This window comes from Nocardioides sp. Bht2 (genome assembly GCF_047308515.1).
Classification (GTDB): Bacteria; Actinomycetota; Actinomycetes; order Propionibacteriales; family Nocardioidaceae; genus Nocardioides.
Genome location: NZ_JBLBWI010000017.1, coordinates 20278 through 38433, shown reverse-complemented (window position 1 = coordinate 38433; position 18156 = coordinate 20278). Strand labels below are relative to the sequence as shown.

Below are 18156 nucleotides of genomic sequence, written 5' to 3'. Positions count from 1 at the left end.
GAGAACTCCTTGTTGCTCGGTGGTCATCGTGGTGAGGCCAGGGCGGGGACGCCGGTGGCGACGGCCAGCGCGAGTAGCGCGCTGGCGAAGGCGAGGGTGAGCGGACGTCGGGGAAGGGCGGCGGTGCGGCGGGCGGCGAGGGTCGCGACCACGGCTGCGGCTGCGGTGAGTGCGAGCACCGGTCCCCAGTCGACGTCGATCCCGAGGCCGGCCCGGGTGGCGAGCGCGGCGGTGCTGGTCACCGCGATCACCACCAGCGAGGTGCCGATCGCTTCGTCGATGGTGAGCCCGAGCGCCAGGACCAGGGCCGGCACGACCAGGAAGCCTCCGCCGACCCCGAACAGTCCGGTGAGCAGGCCGAGCGCGGCGCCGGTGAGGAGCACCTTCGCGGCCCGCGGACAGGCGCAGTGGAAGGTCGGCGAGAAGGTGATGATCGGTTGGTCCAGCACGCCCGTCCCGGGATGGGCGGGTTCGCGGCGGAGCATGCTGAGAGCCACGGCGACCATCAACAGGCTGACGCCGATCAGCAGTAGGTCGCCGTCGATGCCCTGGGCCAGCACCGATCCGCCGACGCTGCCGAGAGCGGCGATCAGGCCGAAGGCGAGGCCGGGCCCGAACCGGATCGGCCGCTTCCCGCGGGCCGCGAGCGAAGCAAGGGCTGCGCTCACCGCGACCACCAGCAAGGAGCCCGTGGTCGCGGCGTGCGCGTCGGCGCCGAAGAGGTGCACCAGGACCGGGACGGCGAGGATCGAGCCACCGGCGCCGAGGGTCCCCAGCACCAGGCCGATCACCGCACCGGCCAGGAGCGCGGCACCGAGCTCGATCATCAGCGTGCGCTGACCAGGTCCGGGGCGGCGGCGTTGTCGAACGCGTCGTCGATCGCCACCGGGCGCCGTCCGGACGCGGCCAGGATCGAGGCGGCGATGGAGGCGCGATAGCCACCGGCGCAGTGCACCCAGACCTCGCCGTCGGGCACCTCGTCGATCCGGTCCATCAGTTCGTGCAGGGGGATGTTCGTCGCGTCGCGCAGGTGTGCGGTCGCGAACTCGCCGGCTCGGCGGACGTCGAGCAGGTGGACCGGCCGGTGGCTGCGGACGTCGGCCAGGTCGGCGAAGGTCGCCGTCGGGTGGCTGGTGCTCTGTGACGACCAATCGGCCGGGCCGCCGGTGGCGTGGGCCGCGGGGGACGTGACGCCGATCCGGCTCAGTTCGCGGATCGCGTCGCCGACCTGGTCTTCGCTCTCCCCGAGCAGGGTGAGTGGCGTGCCCCACGGGATCAGCCAGCCCAGGTAGGTGGCCAGCGCGCCGTCGCTTCCGAAGTTGAGCGCCCCGGGGGTGTGTCCGGCCGCGAACGCGGTGCGGTTGCGCAGGTCGACGACCCATTCGCCGGCGTGGATCCGTTGCTCGATCTCGGCTGCGTCGGCCAGGTGCGGCAGAGTCAGATCGGCTGCCGCGGGGCCGGTGGCGTTCTGCGGCGCCATGTGCACGTAGTAGGCGGGCCAGGCGTCGAGCCCGGCGAGCAGGTCGCGGACGTAGCTCGCGGCATCCTGGGTCAGGGCTGGGTTGGTGTTCCGTTCGATACCTACCGTGGACGCCGTCGCGTCGCTCTGCGTGGCCGAACAGAACGAGCCGAACCCGTGGGTGGGGTAGAGGTCGGTGTCGCCGGGCAGCAGGTCGGCGATCCGGTGCGCGGAGGCGTGTTGGTGGTGGGCGAGCTGTTCGGCGTGTGCGGCACCGAGGAGGTCGGGGCGACCGGTGGCGCCGTAGAGCAGGGAGCCGCCGGAGAAGAGCGCGGTCGCCTCAGCGATCTGGTCCGCGGCGTCGTGCAGCGCGAAGGCGAGATGGGTGAAGGTGTGGCCGGGGGTCGCCACGGCGGTGATCCGCATCCGTGTGCCGATCGCGACGGTCTCGCCGTCGCTGATCGGGGTGCGGGCGAAGCTGACCGGGTCGACGGCGTTGACGTAGTACTTCGCCTGGTGCCGCTCGGCGAGCGCGAAGCCGCCGGTGACGTAGTCGTTGTGGATGTGGGTCTCGAAGACGGCGAGCAGCCGGACCTGGTGCTCGGCGAGCAGGTTCTCGACCCGGTCGAGATCGCGCTGCGGGTCGATCACGAAGGCGTCGTGGCCGTCGTGGACCAGGTAGCTGCGGTCGCCCAGGGTCGGGGTGTCCAGGGCGATCACCTCGAACGACATCGGGTGGCGGGTCTCGGCGGTGTGGTGGTCGGTGGTCATCTCTGCTCTCCCCTCTCGTATACCCCAGGGGGTATCTGTCGAGATTGAACATAACACCCCGGGGGGTATATTCAAATGGAGCGTTCCTCAGGGCCCGGCGCGGCCGTGACAACCTGGGGCGGCGTGGCTGAGCAGGAGAAGCCCAGCGAGAGGAGAGAGACATGCAACTGGATCCCGACGAGATGACTCCGGTGATCAACCGGATCAAGCGCGCGCAGGGCCAGCTCGCCGGCGTGCTCCGGATGTTGGAGGAGGGCCGCGAGTGTGAGGACGTCGTCACCCAACTGGCTGCCGTCTCCAAGGCGCTCGACCGCGCTGGCTTCGCGATCGTCGCCAGCGGTCTTCAACAGTGCCTGACCAGTGGCGCCGACGAGTTCGACGTCAAGAAGATGGAGAAGCTCTTCCTATCGCTCGCCTAACCGCCTAACCGCCGAACCGTCACTTGCACGCGCCGAGCCGTCACCTGCACGCGCCGAACCGTCACCTGCACGCGCCGAACCGTCACTTTCGCTTCAACGCGTGACGGTTCGAGGCGAGCGCCTGACGGTTCGGGCCGGTTGAGTGACGGTTCGGGCCGTATGCCTGACTGTTCGGGCTAGTGGGCGGGCAGGATTCGCCCGCTCACCTCGCCGAGGGCGATCCGTCCGCCGCCGGTGCCGGGGGCGGTGTAGCGCAGGATGACGGTGTCGCCGTCCTCCAGGGCGAGGCGGCCGTCGCGGCCGATCGGTTCGTGCCAGCCCCAGGTCAGCTCCAGGAGTGAGCCCTGGGTGCCGGGTTCCGCGCCGGAGATGGTGCCGGAGCCGAAGAGGTCGCCGGTGCGGACCGAGGCGCCGTTCACCGTGAGATGGGCTAGCATCTGGGCCGGGCTCCAGTACATGGCAGCGTAGGGAGGCCGGGCGATCACCTCGCCGTTGAGCTCCACCTCGACCGCGATGTCGAGACCGCGAGCGGAGTCAGGAGCCAAGTAGGGCAAGGGTTTCGGGTCCTGGCCCGGCAGTGCGGTCCAGGCGGCGTCGAGTGCTGCCAGCGGCGTCACCCAGGTCGAGATCGAGGTGGCGAAGGACTTGCCCAGGAACGGCCCGAGCGGAACGTACTCCCAGGCCTGGATGTCGCGCGCCGACCAGTCGTTGAGACCGACGACGCCGAAGACGTGGGCGCCGAAATCCTCGGCGGCGATCCGGTCGCCCAGGGCTGAGGGATGGCCGACCACGAAGCCCAGTTCGGCTTCGATGTCGAGCCGCGTCGAGGGTCCGAACTCCGGAGCGTCGGCGCCGCGCCGTTGGCCGAGCGGGCGGCGGATCGCGGTTCCGCTGGCCACCACGGTTCCTCCGCGCCCGTGATAGCCGACCGGAAGATGCTTCCAGTTGGGCAACAGGGCATCGCCGTCGGGGCGGAAGATCCTGCCCACGTTGGTGGCGTGGTGCTCGGAGGCGTAGAAGTCGACGTAGTCGCCGACCTCGAAGGGGAGTTGGAGCGCTACCTCGCCGACCGGCACCAGGAACGGCTCGGCGGAGTCGCGACCGGCGTCGGTGGTCAGGACGTCGATCAACCAGCCGCGCAGGTCGGCGAGCTGCTCGAGGCCACACGCCATCAGCCGGTTCAGGCTGGGCTGCTCCAGCGCGTGGGCTATCTCCAGCAGGTCCGCTGCGGCCAACGGAGCGAGGTCGAGAACGAACTCGCCGACCCGGGCGCCGACCCGCGGCTCTTCGCTGGGCCGGGTGAAGACGCCGTACGGAAGGTTGTCGACGTCGTAGAGCGACCCGGCCGCGCCGGGTACCCAGGTCATGCCAGCCCCAGTTCGCACAGGTCGTGTTCGGGTTCGGCGATGCTGCAGGAGCCGAAGCTGGTGAACCAACGCCGGGCCCGCCCCAGGGCGTCCAGGCCGACCGAGTCGCGGGCGTCGGCGGCGAGCAGGGCGCCGTCGCGCTCACCCAGTACGCCCTGCACGGTGCGGGAGTCGGCACCGTCGAGGCTGGCGCGGGTCGCCATCAGGACGTTGAGGAAGCCGTGGTGCTCGAAGCCATCTGCGCCGGAGTGGCGGACGGCGTTGTGCAGGCCTGCGGTGCACTTGAACGGGGTCTCGCGGTCCAACGCGGCGATGATCCAGGAGCCCAGGTCTGCGGTGCTGGGAAAGAAGTCCGCATCCATGCCGCCGGTGCGGAACTTGAGCCGCAGTTCGGCTGCCGCGACCACGTCGGCGGCGCTCAGCCAGCCGTGCGTCGGGGTGCCTTGGGGAAGCTCGACGTAGACCGCCACCTCGTCGTCGAGGAGTGCGAGATCGCGGGCCTGGTCGACGGCGGCGACGACGCGGCGCGCGTTTCCTGCCAGGTCGTCGTGGTCGCGCAGTGCGATCTCCAGGCCGGCCGCGCGGACCCCGCCGATCCGGTGCGCGATGCTCAGCGCGGGGGCGATCCCGCCCGCCCCAGCGCCGATAACGATGCTCAGCGGCAGCGAATCGGTGACCAGTCCGACCAGGTCGTTGAGCTGGTGGTCCCCGATCACGAAGCTGCCGACCAGCGGATGGTTCTCGCCGACTCTGCGCAGGAAGTGGGCACGGACCGCCTCGTCGAGGGGTGCGTTGCCGGGCGGGTAGATGGCAGCGTCGTCGACCAGCGCGGCGAACGCGGGACTGATCGATGGGTTGTTGTCGGCCACGGTGCGAGGCTAGCGTGTATCAACTGAGCGGACGAGAGTGTTCGATTAAAGGACGGCCAACAATGGTCCACTGCCGACAGGTCGGCGTACTGCTGAGCCAGCGGTACCCACAACCGCGCGGCGACGACTTCCTGTCCTCGAACCGAAGGTGGCCGCGATGAGGCGGACCCTCGGCTTCATCGTTGCTCTGCTGGCGATGCTGCTGGGCACCGCGCCGCTGGCCGCTGCGGGGGCGCCGGGCCCGGTCGACCCCGGCGTGCCGACGGCGCGGCTCGACCCGGCGGCGAACGCCGCCGCCGACCCGCTCACCGTGCTGGCCCGTCCGCGGGTTACCGGCACACCGCGGTTCGGACGGGTGCTGCGGGCCGTCGCCCCGCGCTGGTCGGCCATGCCGCGTCAGGTCACCCGGCAATGGCTCAGGGACGGCACCCCGATCGCCGGGGCTCGCGGCAAGCACTACCGGATCCGGCCGCGCGATGTCGGGCACCGGCTCCGGGTGCGCTACCTCGCCACCGGCCCGGACGGCGCCGACGTGGTCGCCGCCTCCAAGCCCCGTCGGATCCTGCACCGGGTACCGGTGCGGCGGGTCGTCCGTTACTCGGTGGAGACCCGCGGCCGGATCGTGGCCGACCTCGCCATGTTCAAGCGCCTGGCCCGCGAGACCTTCGCGGACCCTCGTGGCTGGCGTGCCGCGGGTGTGGAGTTTCGCCAAGTAGGTAAGGGCGGAGCGATGACGTTGGTCCTCGCCGAGGCGTCGAAGGTGCCGTCCTTCTCGTCGGCATGCAGTGCGGAGTGGAGCTGCCGGGTGGGCCGGTTCGTGGTGATCAATCAGACCCGTTGGCGGTTCGCGTCACCGGCCTGGCGCAAGGGTGACGGAACCCTTCGCGACTACCGGCACATGGTGGTCAACCACGAGAGCGGCCACTTCCTGGGGCGCGGTCACAGCAGCTGCCCGCGACGAGGCGCGCTCGCGCCGGTGATGCAACAGCAGTCCAAGGGATTGGGCGGCTGCCGGTTCAATCCCTGGCCCACCGCAACCGAGCGGTGAGCTGCTGAACACCCCTGACCCACCACCCATCGAGGAGGCTGAAGATGCGCGTCGGAGTACCCAAGGAAGTGAAGAACCACGAGTACCGGGTGGCGTTGACGCCGGTGGGCGTGCACGAGTTGGTGCACCACGGCCATGAGGTCGCCGTCGAAGCCGGTGCGGGGATCGGTTCGCTGGTCACCGACGACGAGTACCGGGCGGCCGGCGCCACCATCATCGGTGACGCCGACGAGGTCTGGGCGCAGGCCGAGATGGTGCTCAAGGTCAAGGAGCCGGTGGCCTCGGAGTACCACCGACTACGCGAAGGGCTCACCCTCTTCACGTACTTGCATCTGGCGGCCGACCCGACGCTGACCACCGAACTGCTGGACCGCAAAGTGACCGCGATCGCCTACGAGACCGTGCAATTGGCCTCGGGGTCGCTGCCCCTGCTCTACCCGATGTCGGAGGTGGCCGGGTGCCTGGCGCCGCAGGTGGGCGCTCACTGCTTGCTTCGCGCAGAAGGTGGCCGCGGTGTGCTGCTCGGCGGCGTCGGCGGGGTGGCGAACGCCAAGGTGGTGGTGATCGGCGCGGGAGTCGCCGGCCAGAACGCGGCCAACATCGCGCTGGGCATGGGCGCCGACGTCACCTTGCTCGACACCGACCTGGACAAGCTGCGGATGTCGTTCTGGCGTTACTCCAACCGGGTCCACGGCCTCGCCTCCTCCACGTTGGCGATCCGGCAACAGGTCACCCAGGCCGACCTGGTGATCGGCGCCGTACTGATCCCGGGCGCCAAGGCACCGAAGCTGGTCAGCAACGAGCTGGTGGCCCAGATGAAGCCGGGCTCGGTGCTGGTCGACATCGCCGTCGACCAAGGTGGCTGTTTCGAGGACACCCGGCCGACCACCCACGACGATCCGACCTTCACGGTGCACGGCTCGACCTTCTACTGCGTGGCGAACATGCCGGGAGCGGTTCCCAACACCTCCACCTACGCGCTCACCAATGCCACGCTTCCGTACGCGGTCGCGTTGGCGAACCGGGGTTGGCAGGACGCCTGCCGCACAGATCCCGCACTGGCGCTGGGGTTGAACACGCATGCCGGGCTGCTCACCAACGCCCCCGTGGCCGAGGCGACCGGCATCGACGCCGTCGAGTTGGCTGAGATCCTGGGCTGACGGCGGTCGACTGGCCGGCTGAGGCACACTGGACGGGTGAGCAATCCTGAACAGGACCCCGGCGTTCTGGTCTGCACCGAAGGTGCCCCGGTTCCTGACCTTGAGGTGATCGAAGCCCGCGACGTACCGCTCGGCGGCCCGCGGGCGATGTTGGTCCGACGCACGCTGCCGTCGCGGCAGCGTTCCCTGATCGGGGCTTGGTGCTTCCTCGACCATTACGGTCCTGACCGTGTCGTCGACAGTGGTGGCATGTCGGTGGCGCCCCACCCGCATACCGGTCTCTCCACGGTGAGCTGGCTCTTCACCGGCGAGATCGAGCATCAGGACAGTGCCGGGAACGTGGCGATGGTGCGTCCCGGTGAGTTGAACCTGATGACCGCGGGTCGCGGGATCAGCCATAGCGAGGTCTCCACGCCCGCTGCCGAGGTACTGCATGGCGCCCAGCTCTGGGTGGCCCTGCCTGAGGCCACCCGCAACTGCGAGCCGGGTTTCGACCACTACGTTCCGCAGCCCATCGCCCTCGACGGCGCGGTCGCGCGGGTCTTCCTCGGCAGCCTGGTCGGCGACACCTCGCCGGTCGCCACCCACACGCCGTTGCTGGGCGCGGAGCTGATCCTCGACGCCGGCGCCGAGCTGACCATCGACCTCGACGAGATCTTCGAGCACGGTCTGCTGGTCGACCAGGGCGCTGTCGTGCTGGACGGCAGGGAGTTGGCTCCCGCCGAGCTCGGCTACCTGGCACCGGGCCGGTCGTCGATCGTGCTGCGCGCGACCGCCGACTCCAGGATCCTGCTTCTCGGTGGCCCGCCGTTCGGCGAGTCGATCGTGATGTGGTGGAACTTCGTCGGCCGTAGCCACGACGAGATCGTCGGTTTCCGCGACGACTGGCAGGCCCAGATCACCCGCGACGGCGAGGTGATCGGTGACAGTCGCGACGCCGCGCCCGGTCGGTTCGGTGTGGTGGCTGACCAGCCGTTGCCGCCGATTCCGGCGCCGCCACTGCCGAACGCACGTCTGCGCGAGCGTCGTTGAGGTGACGGAGGGAGCCCCGGTCACCGACGCCGCCGGTATCACTCGATGCCCCTGGGGTGCGGTGGCCGGGCCCATGCAGGAGTACCACGACACCGAGTGGGGAGTGCCGGTCCACGGCGAGTCCGCGCACTTCGAACGGCTCACCCTGGAGGCGTTCCAGTCGGGGCTCTCCTGGGCGACGATCCTGGCCAAGCGTCCGGCGTTCCGGGAACTCTTCGATGAGTTCGACGTGGAACTCATCGCTCGCTACGACTCCGCCAGGTTCGCTGCGTTGATGGGCGATGCCCGGATCGTCCGGAACCGGTTGAAGATCCAGGCCACGATCACCAACGCCCAGGCAGCGATCGCGCTGCGGGAGGAGGGCGGGCTGGCCGACCTCCTCTGGTCGTTCCGCCCCGACCGTTCGCCCGAGCCTCGGGTCGCTGCCGAGGTGCCGACCACCTCGGCAGAGAGCCTGGCGTTGAGCAAAGCCCTGAAGAAGAAGGGATTCACCTTCGTGGGACCGACCACGATGCATGCCTTGATGGAGGCGATCGGCTTGGTCAACACCCATCTGCTGGAGTGCCACCGACGGCAGGCGAACTGAGTGATCAACGGTCTGATGTGGCTGCTGACCTTCCAGATGGTCGGCGAGCTGATCTCCCGCGGCCTGGACCTCCCGGTGCCGGGCCCGGTGATCGGGATGCTGCTGCTCTTCGCGGTCCTGCTCTGGCGCCGCCCCGACGGGGCGGCAGGGGTGATCCGGGTCTCCGAGTCGATGCTGCGCCACCTGCAGCTGCTCTTCATCCCGGCGGCGGTCGGCGTCGTCACCTACCTGTCTGTGTTGAAGGCTGATGCGGTGCCGATCGCCGGTGGTCTCTTCGTCTCCTGGCTGGCCGGACTGATCACGGTGGCCGGCCTGGTGACGCTGTTGGTTCGCCGGCCGAAGGAGGCCTCGTGAGCGAGATCCACGATCTGCTGCGGACGTCCCCGTTGGCAGGGGTCTTCCTGACCCTGGTCGCCTACCGGATCGGCTGCGAGGTGAAGAAGCTCAGCGGAGGGCACCCTTTGGCGCAGCCGGTGTTGATCGCGGTGCTGCTGATCGGGCCACTGCTCTGGGCGCTCGACGTCGACTACGCCGAGTACCTCAACGGTGCTTCGGTGATCGCGTTCTTCCTCGGTCCGGCCACCGTGGCGTTGGCGGTCCCGCTCTATCGGCAGGCCCACCACCTCCGCGAACTGATGGTCCCGATGCTGATCGCGATCCCGGTCGGCACTGTGGTCTCGGTGGTGACCGGGATGGCGTTGGTCGACTGGCTCGGCGGCGATCGTGAGCTGGCGTTGACGATGGCGCCCAAATCGGCGACCACGCCGATCGCGATCGGGATCACCGAGCAGATCGGTGGCATGCCGGCGCTGGTCGCGGTCTTCACGATCGTGGCCGGCATCATCGGCGCAGTACTGGCACCCACCGTGCTCAATCTGTTGCGGGTCCGCGACCCACGCGCCCGCGGCCTGGCGATGGGCGTGGTCTCGCACGGAGTCGGCACCTCCCGTGCGCTCAACGACCATCCGGTCGAGGGCGCCTTCTCCGGGCTGGCGATGGGCCTGACCGCGCTGATGACCAGTCTGGTGGTGCCGATCGTGGTCCACCTGCTCTGAACGCGAGAACACCGCAGGCCCGCCGATCAGCGGGCCTGCGGTGTTCTGTCTGCTGTACTCAGCTGAGCAGCTTGGTGGCGAGCGCGGTGCTGGCCGGGTAGTCGACCTTGCTGACCGGGGTGCGCGGCACCTGGTCGACGAAGAGGAACTCCTTCGGCACCTTGTAGCCGGAGATCAGCGACTTGCAGTGCTCGCGCAGTTGCTCGACGGTGACCTGGGAGCCTTCGCGGCGCTGCACCAACGCCGTCACCTGCTGGCCCCAGCGCTCGTGCGCGGTGCCGACGACAACGGCGTCGAAGACCTCGTCGTGGCGCAGCAGCACCGCCTCGACCTCTTCGGGGTGGACCTTCTCGCCGCCGGTGTTGATGCAGACCGAACCTCGGCCCAGCAGGCTGATCGTGCCGTCCTCCTCGCGGCGGGCGGCGTCTCCCGGGAGCACCCAGCGGACGCCGTCGATCACCTTGAAGGTGGCGTCGGTCTTGACCGGGTCCTTGTAGTACCCGAGCGGAACCGCGCCGGTGCGGCCGAGGATGCCCTCGACGCCGATACCTGCGGGCTTGAGGTCGCCGTCGAAGACCTCGACCTCGGGGGAGGCGCTGAACTTGGGGGCGCCGGTCGGGCCCTCGCTGCCGTCGTCCATCCGCGACGCCGTCGCGCCGGACTCCGAGGAGCCGTAGGAGTCGAGGATGAAGCGGCCGGGCAGAGCCTTGCGGATCTCGTCGCGGACGCCGTCGGAGAGTGGAGCGGCGCCGTTGGAGACGGCGGCCAACGCGGAGAGGTCCCAGCGGTCGGGCTCGGCGAGGATCGCCTCGGCGACCGGGCGGCCCATCGCGTCGCCGAGGAAGGTCAAGGAGATGACCTTCGCCTGCTCGACCAGGTCGAGGATCTTCTCCGCGTCGAACGACGGCTCGGTGTAGAAACCGACCGGGCTACCGGCCACGTGGGCGTTGCCGAAGATCCACTGGCTGCCGCCGTGCATCATCGGGCCGCAGGCGAGCAGCACCATCGGGTTCTCGTTGGTGGCCGCCTCTTCGGCGAGCGCCTCGACCGACTCGATGGGAGCCCCGAACCGGCTCGCGTTGAGGGCGCCGACCACGATGTCGGCGTTGCGCCACACGACACCCTTCGGGTTGCCGGTGGTGCCACCGGTGTAGAGCACGTAGGTGTCGTCCTCGGTGCGGCCGGTGATCTGGCGCTCCGGCGACGCGGCGGCCAGGGCGGCGTCGTACTCCTCGCCCATCACCAGCATCTGCTTGAGTTCCGGCAGGTCGAGGTCCTTGACGATCTCGACGTACTCCGGCGCGATGATCGTGGCGACGGCGTCCGAGTTGCGGTAGAGGTAGTCGAGCTCGCCGGCCAGGTACCGGTAGTTGATGTTGATCGGCACGGCCCGGGCCTTGAGGCAGCCGTAGAAGGCGTCGACCCACTCGATCCGGTTGGGTGCGTGGACCGCAACGTGGTCGCCCGGCTTGATCCCGATGCTCACCAGATGGTTCGCCAACCGCGTGGAGCGCTCGTCGAGTTCCGCGAAGGTGTACGTGTGATCGAGGGTGATCAACGCGGCACGGTCGCCGATGCGATCGGCCATCGCCTCGAGGATGTCGGCGATGGTCAGGGGGCGGGGAGTGGTCACGGGGCCTGTGTTGTCGGTCACAGGGTAAGGATGACTATTAGAACGCGTTCTCGTAAAGCCGTAGTCCCGAAAATGGTGGCGCGAGACCATGCCCGCCCCCGCCCGAGGTACGTCAGGCGACGACTATGCGCGGCTCGTGGGTGACCGGGAAGTTGACCGAGGCGGCGATGAAACAGTTCGCGCTGGCTTCGGCATGGATCGCCAGAGCCGTCTCGACCATCGAGGCATCGGCGACCGTGACCACCGGTCGCAGCACCACGGAGGTGAACCGTCCGCCCTGGCCGGACTGGTCCATCACGCCGACCGGCTGATCGCGGTAGTCGGTGACCACCACGCCGTGGTTGACCGCACTGTGCAGGTAGGAGAGCAGGTGGCACTGCCCCAGCGCCGCGAGCAACAGTTCTTCGGGGTTCCACCGGTCCGCATCGCCGCGGAACGGCGTGTCGGCCGAGCCGAGCAGGTCCGGCTTCCCGGACGCCGTCAACAGCACGTTGCGCCCGTACTCGCGGTAGCCGCTGGTCCCGGTGCCGCGGTTGCCCTGCCAATCAACGCCGAGTTCGTAACGGTGCTCCATGCCTCCACTCTGCCAGCCGTCATCCGTTCGGCGGGAGTGCCTCCGCGCAACGGATGACCTCCGCGGGGGAGGGCAGCGGGTGGGGAATGTTCGGGCTGACGTCGATCACAGGTCGCCTCGCTGTCGGCGGCCGGCTGTCCGGTTCTGGTTGAACAGGTGCTGTGTGGAAGTGGTGGCGAGCCGTACTCCTCGGTGCCGGCCTGGGCGCCGGACTCGGTGTGCTCGGGCTCCGTGCCCTGCTGCGCCGGCAGGCGGCGATCGCACGCCGACTGATCGGCAAGCCGCTCGGTGAACAGGCGTTGGACGCAGACCGGGTCTGGCGCCCCGAGTTGGGCAGTCCCTGGCACCTGGTGGTGTTGGGCGACTCGATCGCGGCCGGGCTGGGGGCGGACAAGCCGAAGCACACGTTGGGGGCCCGGCTGGCCAAGGGGTTGGCCAAGGCGTCGGGGCGCGCGGTCCGGCTGACTACGCTCGCCCGAGTGGGCGCCGAGAGCAGTGACCTCGCCGCGCAACTCGCCCGCCTTCCCTCCGTGGCGCCCGTCGATGTCGCGGTGATCGTGGTCGGTGGCAACGACCTCACGCATCGGGTCCCGATCGCCGACTCGGTGGCGGCGTTACGGGCCGCGATCGACGAACTCCGGCATCGCGGGGCCGAGGTGGTGGTGGGCACCTGTCCGGATCTGCGCGCGGTCTCGCCGGTGCCACAACCCTTACGCAGCTTGGGTTCTCGAGCGGCGCGCCAGCTCGCGGCGGCGCAACAGGCGGCTGCGCTCGCGGCCGGTGCCCGCGCCGTCTCGCTGGCTGCGGTGGCCGGTCCCTTCTTCGAAGCCGCGCCGGACGAGATGTTCAGCGTCGACCGGTTCCACCCTTCCAGCGCTGGCTATCGGCGGACCGCGAAGGCGATGTTGCCCTCCGTTCTGGCGGCGGTCGGCGACGAACAGCCGGACCGTTTCGGCCACCATGCGCCGGGTGCTGAGACGGCGCCCGTCGAGACGTCTCAGCGGCGCCGTTGAGGCCGCCCGGGCTCGGCGACGGCGGCACTACAGTGGGGCTCATGGTCGACGTACTGCTGGTCACCTCGAACGCTTGGCCCGACGGCGAACCCGGCGGCTCACTCCTGTTGGAGGCCTTCGAGGCTCGCGGGATCACCGCCGCGTGGGCAGTCTGGGACGACGAGACGGTGGACTGGACGGCGGCCCAACTGGTCGCGCTCCGCTCGACCTGGGACTACCACGAACGGTTCGCGGAGTTCATGGAGTGGCTGGTCCGGATCGAAGAGGCCGGCGCCAGGGTGCTGAACGGTGTGGACGTGGTCCGTTGGAACACCGACAAGGCGTACCTGGTGGAGCTTGCCGAGGCGGGGGTCCCGGTGGTGCCGACGTTGTTGGCCGAGGGTGAGGAAGATCTGCCGTCCGCGATCGCCGAGTTCGGCACTGCGGTGGTGAAGCCACGCACCGCGGCCGGTGGTCGTGGGGTGGTGGTCTTCGATATGACGGAGGGCGGTCCGGCGGACCTGGACGAGTCGCGACTCGAACCGGGACCGTGGGTGGTGCAGCCGCTGGTCGAGTCGATCCACGACGAGGGCGAGTGGTCCGTCTACGTGCTCGGCGGGCGGGCGGTGTCGGCGGCCCGGAAGGTGCCGGGGGCCGGCGAGATCCGGGTGCACGAACACTTCGGTGGGCGTACCGACGCCGCCGAGCTCGGTGCCGAGCAGGCCGAGGTCGCGTTGCGGACCGTGGCCGGTGCCGAGTCGCTGCTCGGACGCCGTCTGCCGTATGCCCGGGTGGACCAGATGCGGCTGGCTGACGGCACCTTGGCGGTCAGTGAGTTGGAGGCCACCGAGCCCGGCCTCTACCTCGACGTGCTGCCCCAGAACGCGGCTTGGTTCGCGGACGCCGTCGCCGACGAGCTCGGCTGACTCGAGCTGCGCGCGCCCGGCCGCCGCTTCGCTTCCCGGGCTGTCATGCGTTGTGGGGAAGCGGGTGCGCGGTTCGGATGACGTCCTGAGTCTGACGCCCTGCGAAGGCGGGAAGCAGAAGCGCCGCCCCCACTCGCGTGGAGGCGGCGCCCTGGTTGTGCGGTGCAGATCTTTGGGTCAGCGCTTCTTCTTGACCTTCTTGACCTTCGCGACCTTGACGGCGGGCGAGTTCGCCGAGCCGGGAATGAAGGTGTTCAGGCGGTGGCTGGCGCGCACCGTGACGGTGAGCTTCTTGCCGGCGTCAGCCTTGGTCACCTTGTACGACGACTTGGTGCCGACGGTCTTCGTGCCGCGCTTCCAGACGTAGCTGTAGACCACGTCGGTGCTCTGGTTCCAGGTGCCGACGTTGGCCTTCAGCGTCTTGCCGACCTTGGGGGTTCCGGTCGCCTTCGGCTTGGTCGCGTTGCGGATCTTGCTGGTCAGGGCGACCTTCAAGCCGCTGACCTTCGCGCCCGGGGCCACCGTGATCCACTTCGCCGTGCTGGCGGTCAGGCCGCCGTACCAGGAGGTGATGAACGGCTTGACCATCAGCACGCCGATGCCGCCGTAGATGAGGCCCATCGACGACACGCTGAGCTTGTAGGAGCCGGGTGCGAGGTTGGTGAAGGAGAACACGTCGGTGCCCTGGCTCATCGCCACCAGGTTCCCTGCCGAGTTGGTCAGCGTGTAGAGGACCTGGTCGGCCTCCTCACCGATCGAGTCGTCCGTGGTGGTGACGCCGCTGATCGAGGCGAGCCGGGTCAGCTTGACGGTGCCCAGCGAGACGGCGCCGGTCGAGCCGACGGTGAAGATGCGCGCCTTCGTGGGGTCCTGGGTGTTGCCGTAGAAGAGCGGCTCCGCGTCGAACTCCGGCATCGAGCCGGAGAGCTGGGCTGCCATGAAGCTCGCGGTGTAGGTGCCAGGAGCGATGTCTTCGCGGGCGACCGACCAGCGACCGTTGGTCCGGGTGTATGCGATCGCCGTCGGTTCGCTGTCGAGGCCGGGCTCGCCGACCATCACCATCACACCGCGCATCGGCTTGCCGGTGCTGTCGGTGACCAGGCCTGAGATGGCTGCCTCGGGGGCAGGGGTGGGGTCGGCGGCCAGGGTTGCGTTCGCGGTGAGTCGCTGGCCGGGGGCTAGCTCGACGTCGGTGGGGTCCTCCACGGTGGTGGTGCCGCTGTGGAAGGCGGGCAGATACTCGCCGGCCGGGTCCTGGAATGCGATCGCGGTGACGCCGGGAGCGGTCGAGAGGGTGTAGCGACCGTTGGCGTCGGTGATGGTGTGGCCGTCCTCGCCGGCGGCGACCACGATGTTCGCGAGCGGCTTCTTCGCCTGGTCCGTGACGACACCGGAGATCACCGGGTTCGCGATCAGGTTGAGCGGCACCTTGACGCTCGCGTCCTTGGTGACGGTGAAAACGGTGGCGCTGTCCTGGTCACTGCCTCCGGCCCAGGCTGCGCTGCCCTGGGGGCAGGGGGTTGAGCCGAACATGCCGGACGTTCCGGACCGGGTCGAGGCCTGCACCTGGTAGCTACCGACCGGGACCCGCAGGCTCCAGGCGCCGCCGCGGCGGGTCCTGGTGTCGAGCAGCGAATCGCCGTCGGCCAGGTACAGCTCGATCTCGCCGCACTCGGCACGCACAGGGGCGCCTCCGACGGTCAGGTTGCCGCTCAGGGTGCCCCATTCGCTGGGCTCGAGGTAGAACGAGCTGGTCCAGGAGTTGCTTCCGGCATAGATGGTGATCGACTTCTCGGCGGGGGCATAGCCCGCCTTGCTGGCGACGAGGACGTACGGCCCTGCCGGGATGTCATCCAGATCCCAGTAGCCGACGCCGTCGGTCGTCGTCTGGTGCAGTGCGCTGCCGCCCGGGTAGCTGCCCGGCGAGTACAACGCGACGTTCGCGCCTTCGAGCCCGTTGTCGGTGAAGTCGTCGTAGACGGTGCCGAAGGCGCCTCCGGTCAGGACGGGCTCTGCCGAGGCGCTCATCGTCAGCGCGGGCGCCGCGATAGCGAGCAAGGCGGCCAACAGGAACGCCAGAAGCTGGCGGGTACTTCGCATCTTTTCCTCCGTTGTTGCCGGCGCTGGAGGCGCCGACGGTCATCTCCCCAAGGTAAGATGAATACTGCACAACTTTGGAGTCTGTCCAAGCCTGAGTGAAGTGGTCTAGTCCTCAGGGCTGGCCAGAGGGCGGAAATGACAGGCGCCACCTCCGCCCGGAGGCGGAAGTGGCGCTCTGTCGGAGTCGGTTCAGGTCAGCGCTTGGCGACCTTGACCGGCTTCGAGGTCGACGAGCCGGACCTGAGGTCCTTGCGTCGGTCGGTGGCGGTCACGGTGACCGTCAGCTTCTTGCCCCGGTCGGCCTTCGTCACCTTGTAGGTGGCGGCCCGGCCCACCACCTTGCTGCCGCGCTTCCAGACATAGCTGAACGCGACGTCGGCGGTCAGGTTCCAGGTTCCGGTGGTGGCCCGCAGGACCTTCTTGCCCTTCGCCTTCCCGATGATCCTCGGCTTGGCCACAGCCCGCAGGGTGGTGCTCGGGGTGATGGTGATCCCGGTGACCTTGGTGCCTTGGCCGATCACGATCGGCGTCGCGGTGGCTAGCGAGTAGCCGTTCTTCCACCACGACGGAATGAACCGCGGCAGCATCCCGGCGAGCGGGCCGGCGAGCGGACCGAGGTCGGAGAGCTCCACGTAGTAGCGCCCCGGGCGCAGTGAGGGGAAGGTGAACTCGCCAACGGCCGGCTGGATGCCGACTAGCGTGCCGTCCTGGTTGCGGAGGGTCAGCAGCCCCGCGCCGAGACCGCTCGGGACCGGTGAGGCGGTGGTCGGTGTCGGCACGGCGGCGGTTCCGGAGATCTGGCCCAGGCGGTTGAGTCGGATCGGGTTGAGCGTGATCGAGCCGGTCGCCGGGACCGGGATCCGGGTCGCCTTGGCGACGTTGAGGCTGCCGCCGTAGAACTGGGCGTCGAACGGCATGTGTTCGATCTCGCCGAGGCCACCGGAGCCGGAGGGGCTCCCGGCGCCGAGCAGGTAGGTGCCCCGGGTGACCGCGGCGCGGTCGATCCGGTAGCTGCCGTCGTCACGGGTAGCGCCCTGCGCGGACCCTTCGCCGTCCTCGCGCATCAGGAAGACCGGGATGCCGCGCAGCGGCTTGCCTGCGGTGTCGGTGACAGTGCCGGTCAAAGCAGCGGGCGGGAGCGGCGCGGCGTTGCGGGTGAGGGCAACGTTCACGGTGCGGGTCTCGCCGACTGCGACGCTCACCGGGTTGGTGCTGTCGGGGTCGGTGGTGCCGTCGTGGAACTGCTCGAGGTACTCGTTGGCGGTGTCCTCGAGGAACACTCGATAGGCGCCCCCGGTCAACTCGCGCGACCGGTAGCGCCCCTTCTCGTCGGTGGCGACGGAGTCGTCGCTCCCGCCGCCGATCCTCTCGAACCTGACGGCCACGCCGGCCAGTGGCTTACCGGAGGCACTGGTCACCACGCCGGCGATCACCGGGTTTGCCGGTAGTACGACCGTGGGCACGGTGCTGCTGGTGTTCTTGGCGACGGTGTAGGTGTGTGCGCCGGCCTCGTCTGCCGCGTCGGGCGCCCACCGGCCGGTCTCGCTCCCGGCGCAGTCGTCCGGCTCGACCCGGACCTGGTAGCTGCCCACGGGAAGTGGTGCAGTCCATGCGCCGCGTCCGGCGACGACGGTCGAGTAGACCTCATCGCCGCTGGTGGCGCCGTAGATCCTGACCGTGGCACAGCCGGTGGGAGCGGTTGCGGCGCCCACCTTGACCGTGCCCGTGAGGGTGCCCCACGACGCAGGGCGCAGGTCGGCGAAGACGGCCGCCGTCGCGCCGGCGTCCGTGATGTCGAACGATTCGAGCTGCTGGGTGTAGCCGGCCTTGCTGATCGCCAGGGTGTAGTTGCCGAGGGCGAGCGCCGACGACTCCCAATCGCCATCGGAATCGGTGGTCCCGGTGAAGACCGGGGCGCCGGAGGGGTAGCTGGCGGAAGGCCAGATCCTGACCGTGGCGAGCTCGACCGGGTCCTCGGTGAACGCGTCGTAGACGGTGCCCACAGCGCCGCCGGGGACGGCGTGGGCGCCGGTGGTGAGGCCTGGGGCGAGGGTGGCGAAGAGCAACGCCACGATGGTCGCGAGGACGGGTCTGAAGCGGGTCACGGTGGTTCCCTCTCGTGTGGGCGCGGGTCCACCGGATCGACGGGCCGTCGCCTCTTGGCG

At 69.5% G+C, this 18156-nt stretch carries 17 protein-coding genes; 9 read left to right on the top strand and 8 right to left on the bottom strand.

Annotated features, from left to right (window positions below; translation table 11 throughout):
- Positions 1-23: 23 nt before the first annotated feature.
- Both ACLM5J_RS17470 and ACLM5J_RS17465 read right to left on the bottom strand, forming a co-directional pair.
- Positions 24-827, bottom strand: a complete 804-nt coding sequence (locus ACLM5J_RS17470) for a sulfite exporter TauE/SafE family protein (protein WP_413657778.1) — start codon at positions 825-827, stop codon at positions 24-26.
- The gene (locus ACLM5J_RS17465) at positions 827-2230 is read right to left on the bottom strand and encodes a rhodanese-like domain-containing protein (protein ID WP_413657777.1); all 1404 of its coding nucleotides are present in this window, start codon (positions 2228-2230) and stop codon (positions 827-829) included. The genes ACLM5J_RS17470 and ACLM5J_RS17465 overlap by 1 nt, the downstream gene beginning before the upstream one ends.
- 161 nt (positions 2231-2391) lie before the next feature.
- Between ACLM5J_RS17465 and ACLM5J_RS17460 the strand changes: the two genes are divergently transcribed.
- Complete coding sequence (locus ACLM5J_RS17460; protein ID WP_413657776.1) at positions 2392-2649, top strand: metal-sensitive transcriptional regulator; 258 nt, start codon at positions 2392-2394, stop codon at positions 2647-2649.
- Positions 2650-2825: 176 nt separating this feature from the next.
- Here ACLM5J_RS17460 and fahA read toward each other — a convergent pair whose 3' ends face one another.
- Together fahA and ACLM5J_RS17450 are read right to left on the bottom strand one after the other, a co-directional pair.
- A complete protein-coding gene (fahA, locus tag ACLM5J_RS17455) occupies positions 2826-4016 on the bottom strand; it encodes a fumarylacetoacetase (protein ID WP_413657775.1) in 1191 nt (396 codons plus the stop codon).
- Positions 4013-4885, bottom strand: coding sequence for a hypothetical protein (locus ACLM5J_RS17450; protein WP_413657774.1), 873 nt, complete (start codon positions 4883-4885; stop codon positions 4013-4015). The genes fahA and ACLM5J_RS17450 overlap by 4 nt, the downstream gene beginning before the upstream one ends.
- 157 nt (positions 4886-5042) lie before the next feature.
- On the opposite strand from ACLM5J_RS17450, the gene ACLM5J_RS17445 reads away from it, so the two are divergent.
- From ACLM5J_RS17445 to ACLM5J_RS17420, 6 genes are read left to right on the top strand one after another with little or no spacing between them, the layout of a single operon-like run.
- Positions 5043-5933, top strand: a complete 891-nt coding sequence (locus ACLM5J_RS17445) for a DUF3152 domain-containing protein (RefSeq protein WP_413657773.1) — start codon at positions 5043-5045, stop codon at positions 5931-5933.
- A 44-nt stretch (positions 5934-5977) separates the two neighbouring features.
- Positions 5978-7093 carry an alanine dehydrogenase gene (ald, locus tag ACLM5J_RS17440; RefSeq protein WP_413657772.1) on the top strand — a complete coding sequence of 372 codons (1116 nt, stop codon included), beginning with the start codon at positions 5978-5980 and terminating at the stop codon, positions 7091-7093.
- 36 nt (positions 7094-7129) lie between these two features.
- The gene (locus ACLM5J_RS17435) at positions 7130-8125 is read left to right on the top strand and encodes a pirin family protein (RefSeq protein ID WP_413657771.1); all 996 of its coding nucleotides are present in this window, start codon (positions 7130-7132) and stop codon (positions 8123-8125) included.
- Position 8126: 1 nt separating this feature from the next.
- Complete coding sequence (locus ACLM5J_RS17430; RefSeq protein ID WP_413657770.1) at positions 8127-8711, top strand: DNA-3-methyladenine glycosylase I; 585 nt, start codon at positions 8127-8129, stop codon at positions 8709-8711.
- Positions 8712-9065: a CidA/LrgA family protein gene (locus ACLM5J_RS17425; protein ID WP_413657769.1), complete on the top strand. Its 354-nt coding sequence runs from the start codon at positions 8712-8714 to the stop codon at positions 9063-9065.
- Positions 9062-9766, top strand: coding sequence for an LrgB family protein (locus ACLM5J_RS17420; RefSeq protein ID WP_413657768.1), 705 nt, complete (start codon positions 9062-9064; stop codon positions 9764-9766). Before ACLM5J_RS17425 ends, ACLM5J_RS17420 begins: the two co-directional genes overlap by 4 nt.
- 58 nt (positions 9767-9824) lie before the next feature.
- Here the strand turns inward: ACLM5J_RS17420 and ACLM5J_RS17415 are convergent, their stop codons facing one another.
- Together ACLM5J_RS17415 and ACLM5J_RS17410 are read right to left on the bottom strand one after the other, a co-directional pair.
- Positions 9825-11420, bottom strand: coding sequence for an AMP-binding protein (locus ACLM5J_RS17415; protein ID WP_413657767.1), 1596 nt, complete (start codon positions 11418-11420; stop codon positions 9825-9827).
- A gap of 91 nt (positions 11421-11511) precedes the next feature.
- Positions 11512-11973 carry an OsmC family protein gene (locus tag ACLM5J_RS17410; protein WP_413657765.1) on the bottom strand — a complete coding sequence of 154 codons (462 nt, stop codon included), beginning with the start codon at positions 11971-11973 and terminating at the stop codon, positions 11512-11514.
- A gap of 161 nt (positions 11974-12134) precedes the next feature.
- On the opposite strand from ACLM5J_RS17410, the gene ACLM5J_RS17405 reads away from it, so the two are divergent.
- Together ACLM5J_RS17405 and ACLM5J_RS17400 are read left to right on the top strand one after the other, a co-directional pair.
- Positions 12135-12986, top strand: a complete 852-nt coding sequence (locus tag ACLM5J_RS17405) for an SGNH/GDSL hydrolase family protein (protein WP_413657764.1) — start codon at positions 12135-12137, stop codon at positions 12984-12986.
- A gap of 41 nt (positions 12987-13027) precedes the next feature.
- Complete coding sequence (locus ACLM5J_RS17400; protein WP_413657762.1) at positions 13028-13891, top strand: ATP-grasp domain-containing protein; 864 nt, start codon at positions 13028-13030, stop codon at positions 13889-13891.
- Positions 13892-14068: 177 nt separating this feature from the next.
- Here ACLM5J_RS17400 and ACLM5J_RS17395 read toward each other — a convergent pair whose 3' ends face one another.
- A complete protein-coding gene (locus ACLM5J_RS17395) occupies positions 14069-15991 on the bottom strand; it encodes a carboxypeptidase regulatory-like domain-containing protein (protein WP_413657761.1) in 1923 nt (640 codons plus the stop codon).
- A 194-nt stretch (positions 15992-16185) separates the two neighbouring features.
- Positions 16186-18096, bottom strand: a complete 1911-nt coding sequence (locus tag ACLM5J_RS17390; RefSeq protein ID WP_413657760.1) for a carboxypeptidase regulatory-like domain-containing protein — start codon at positions 18094-18096, stop codon at positions 16186-16188.
- Positions 18097-18156 lie beyond the last annotated feature (60 nt).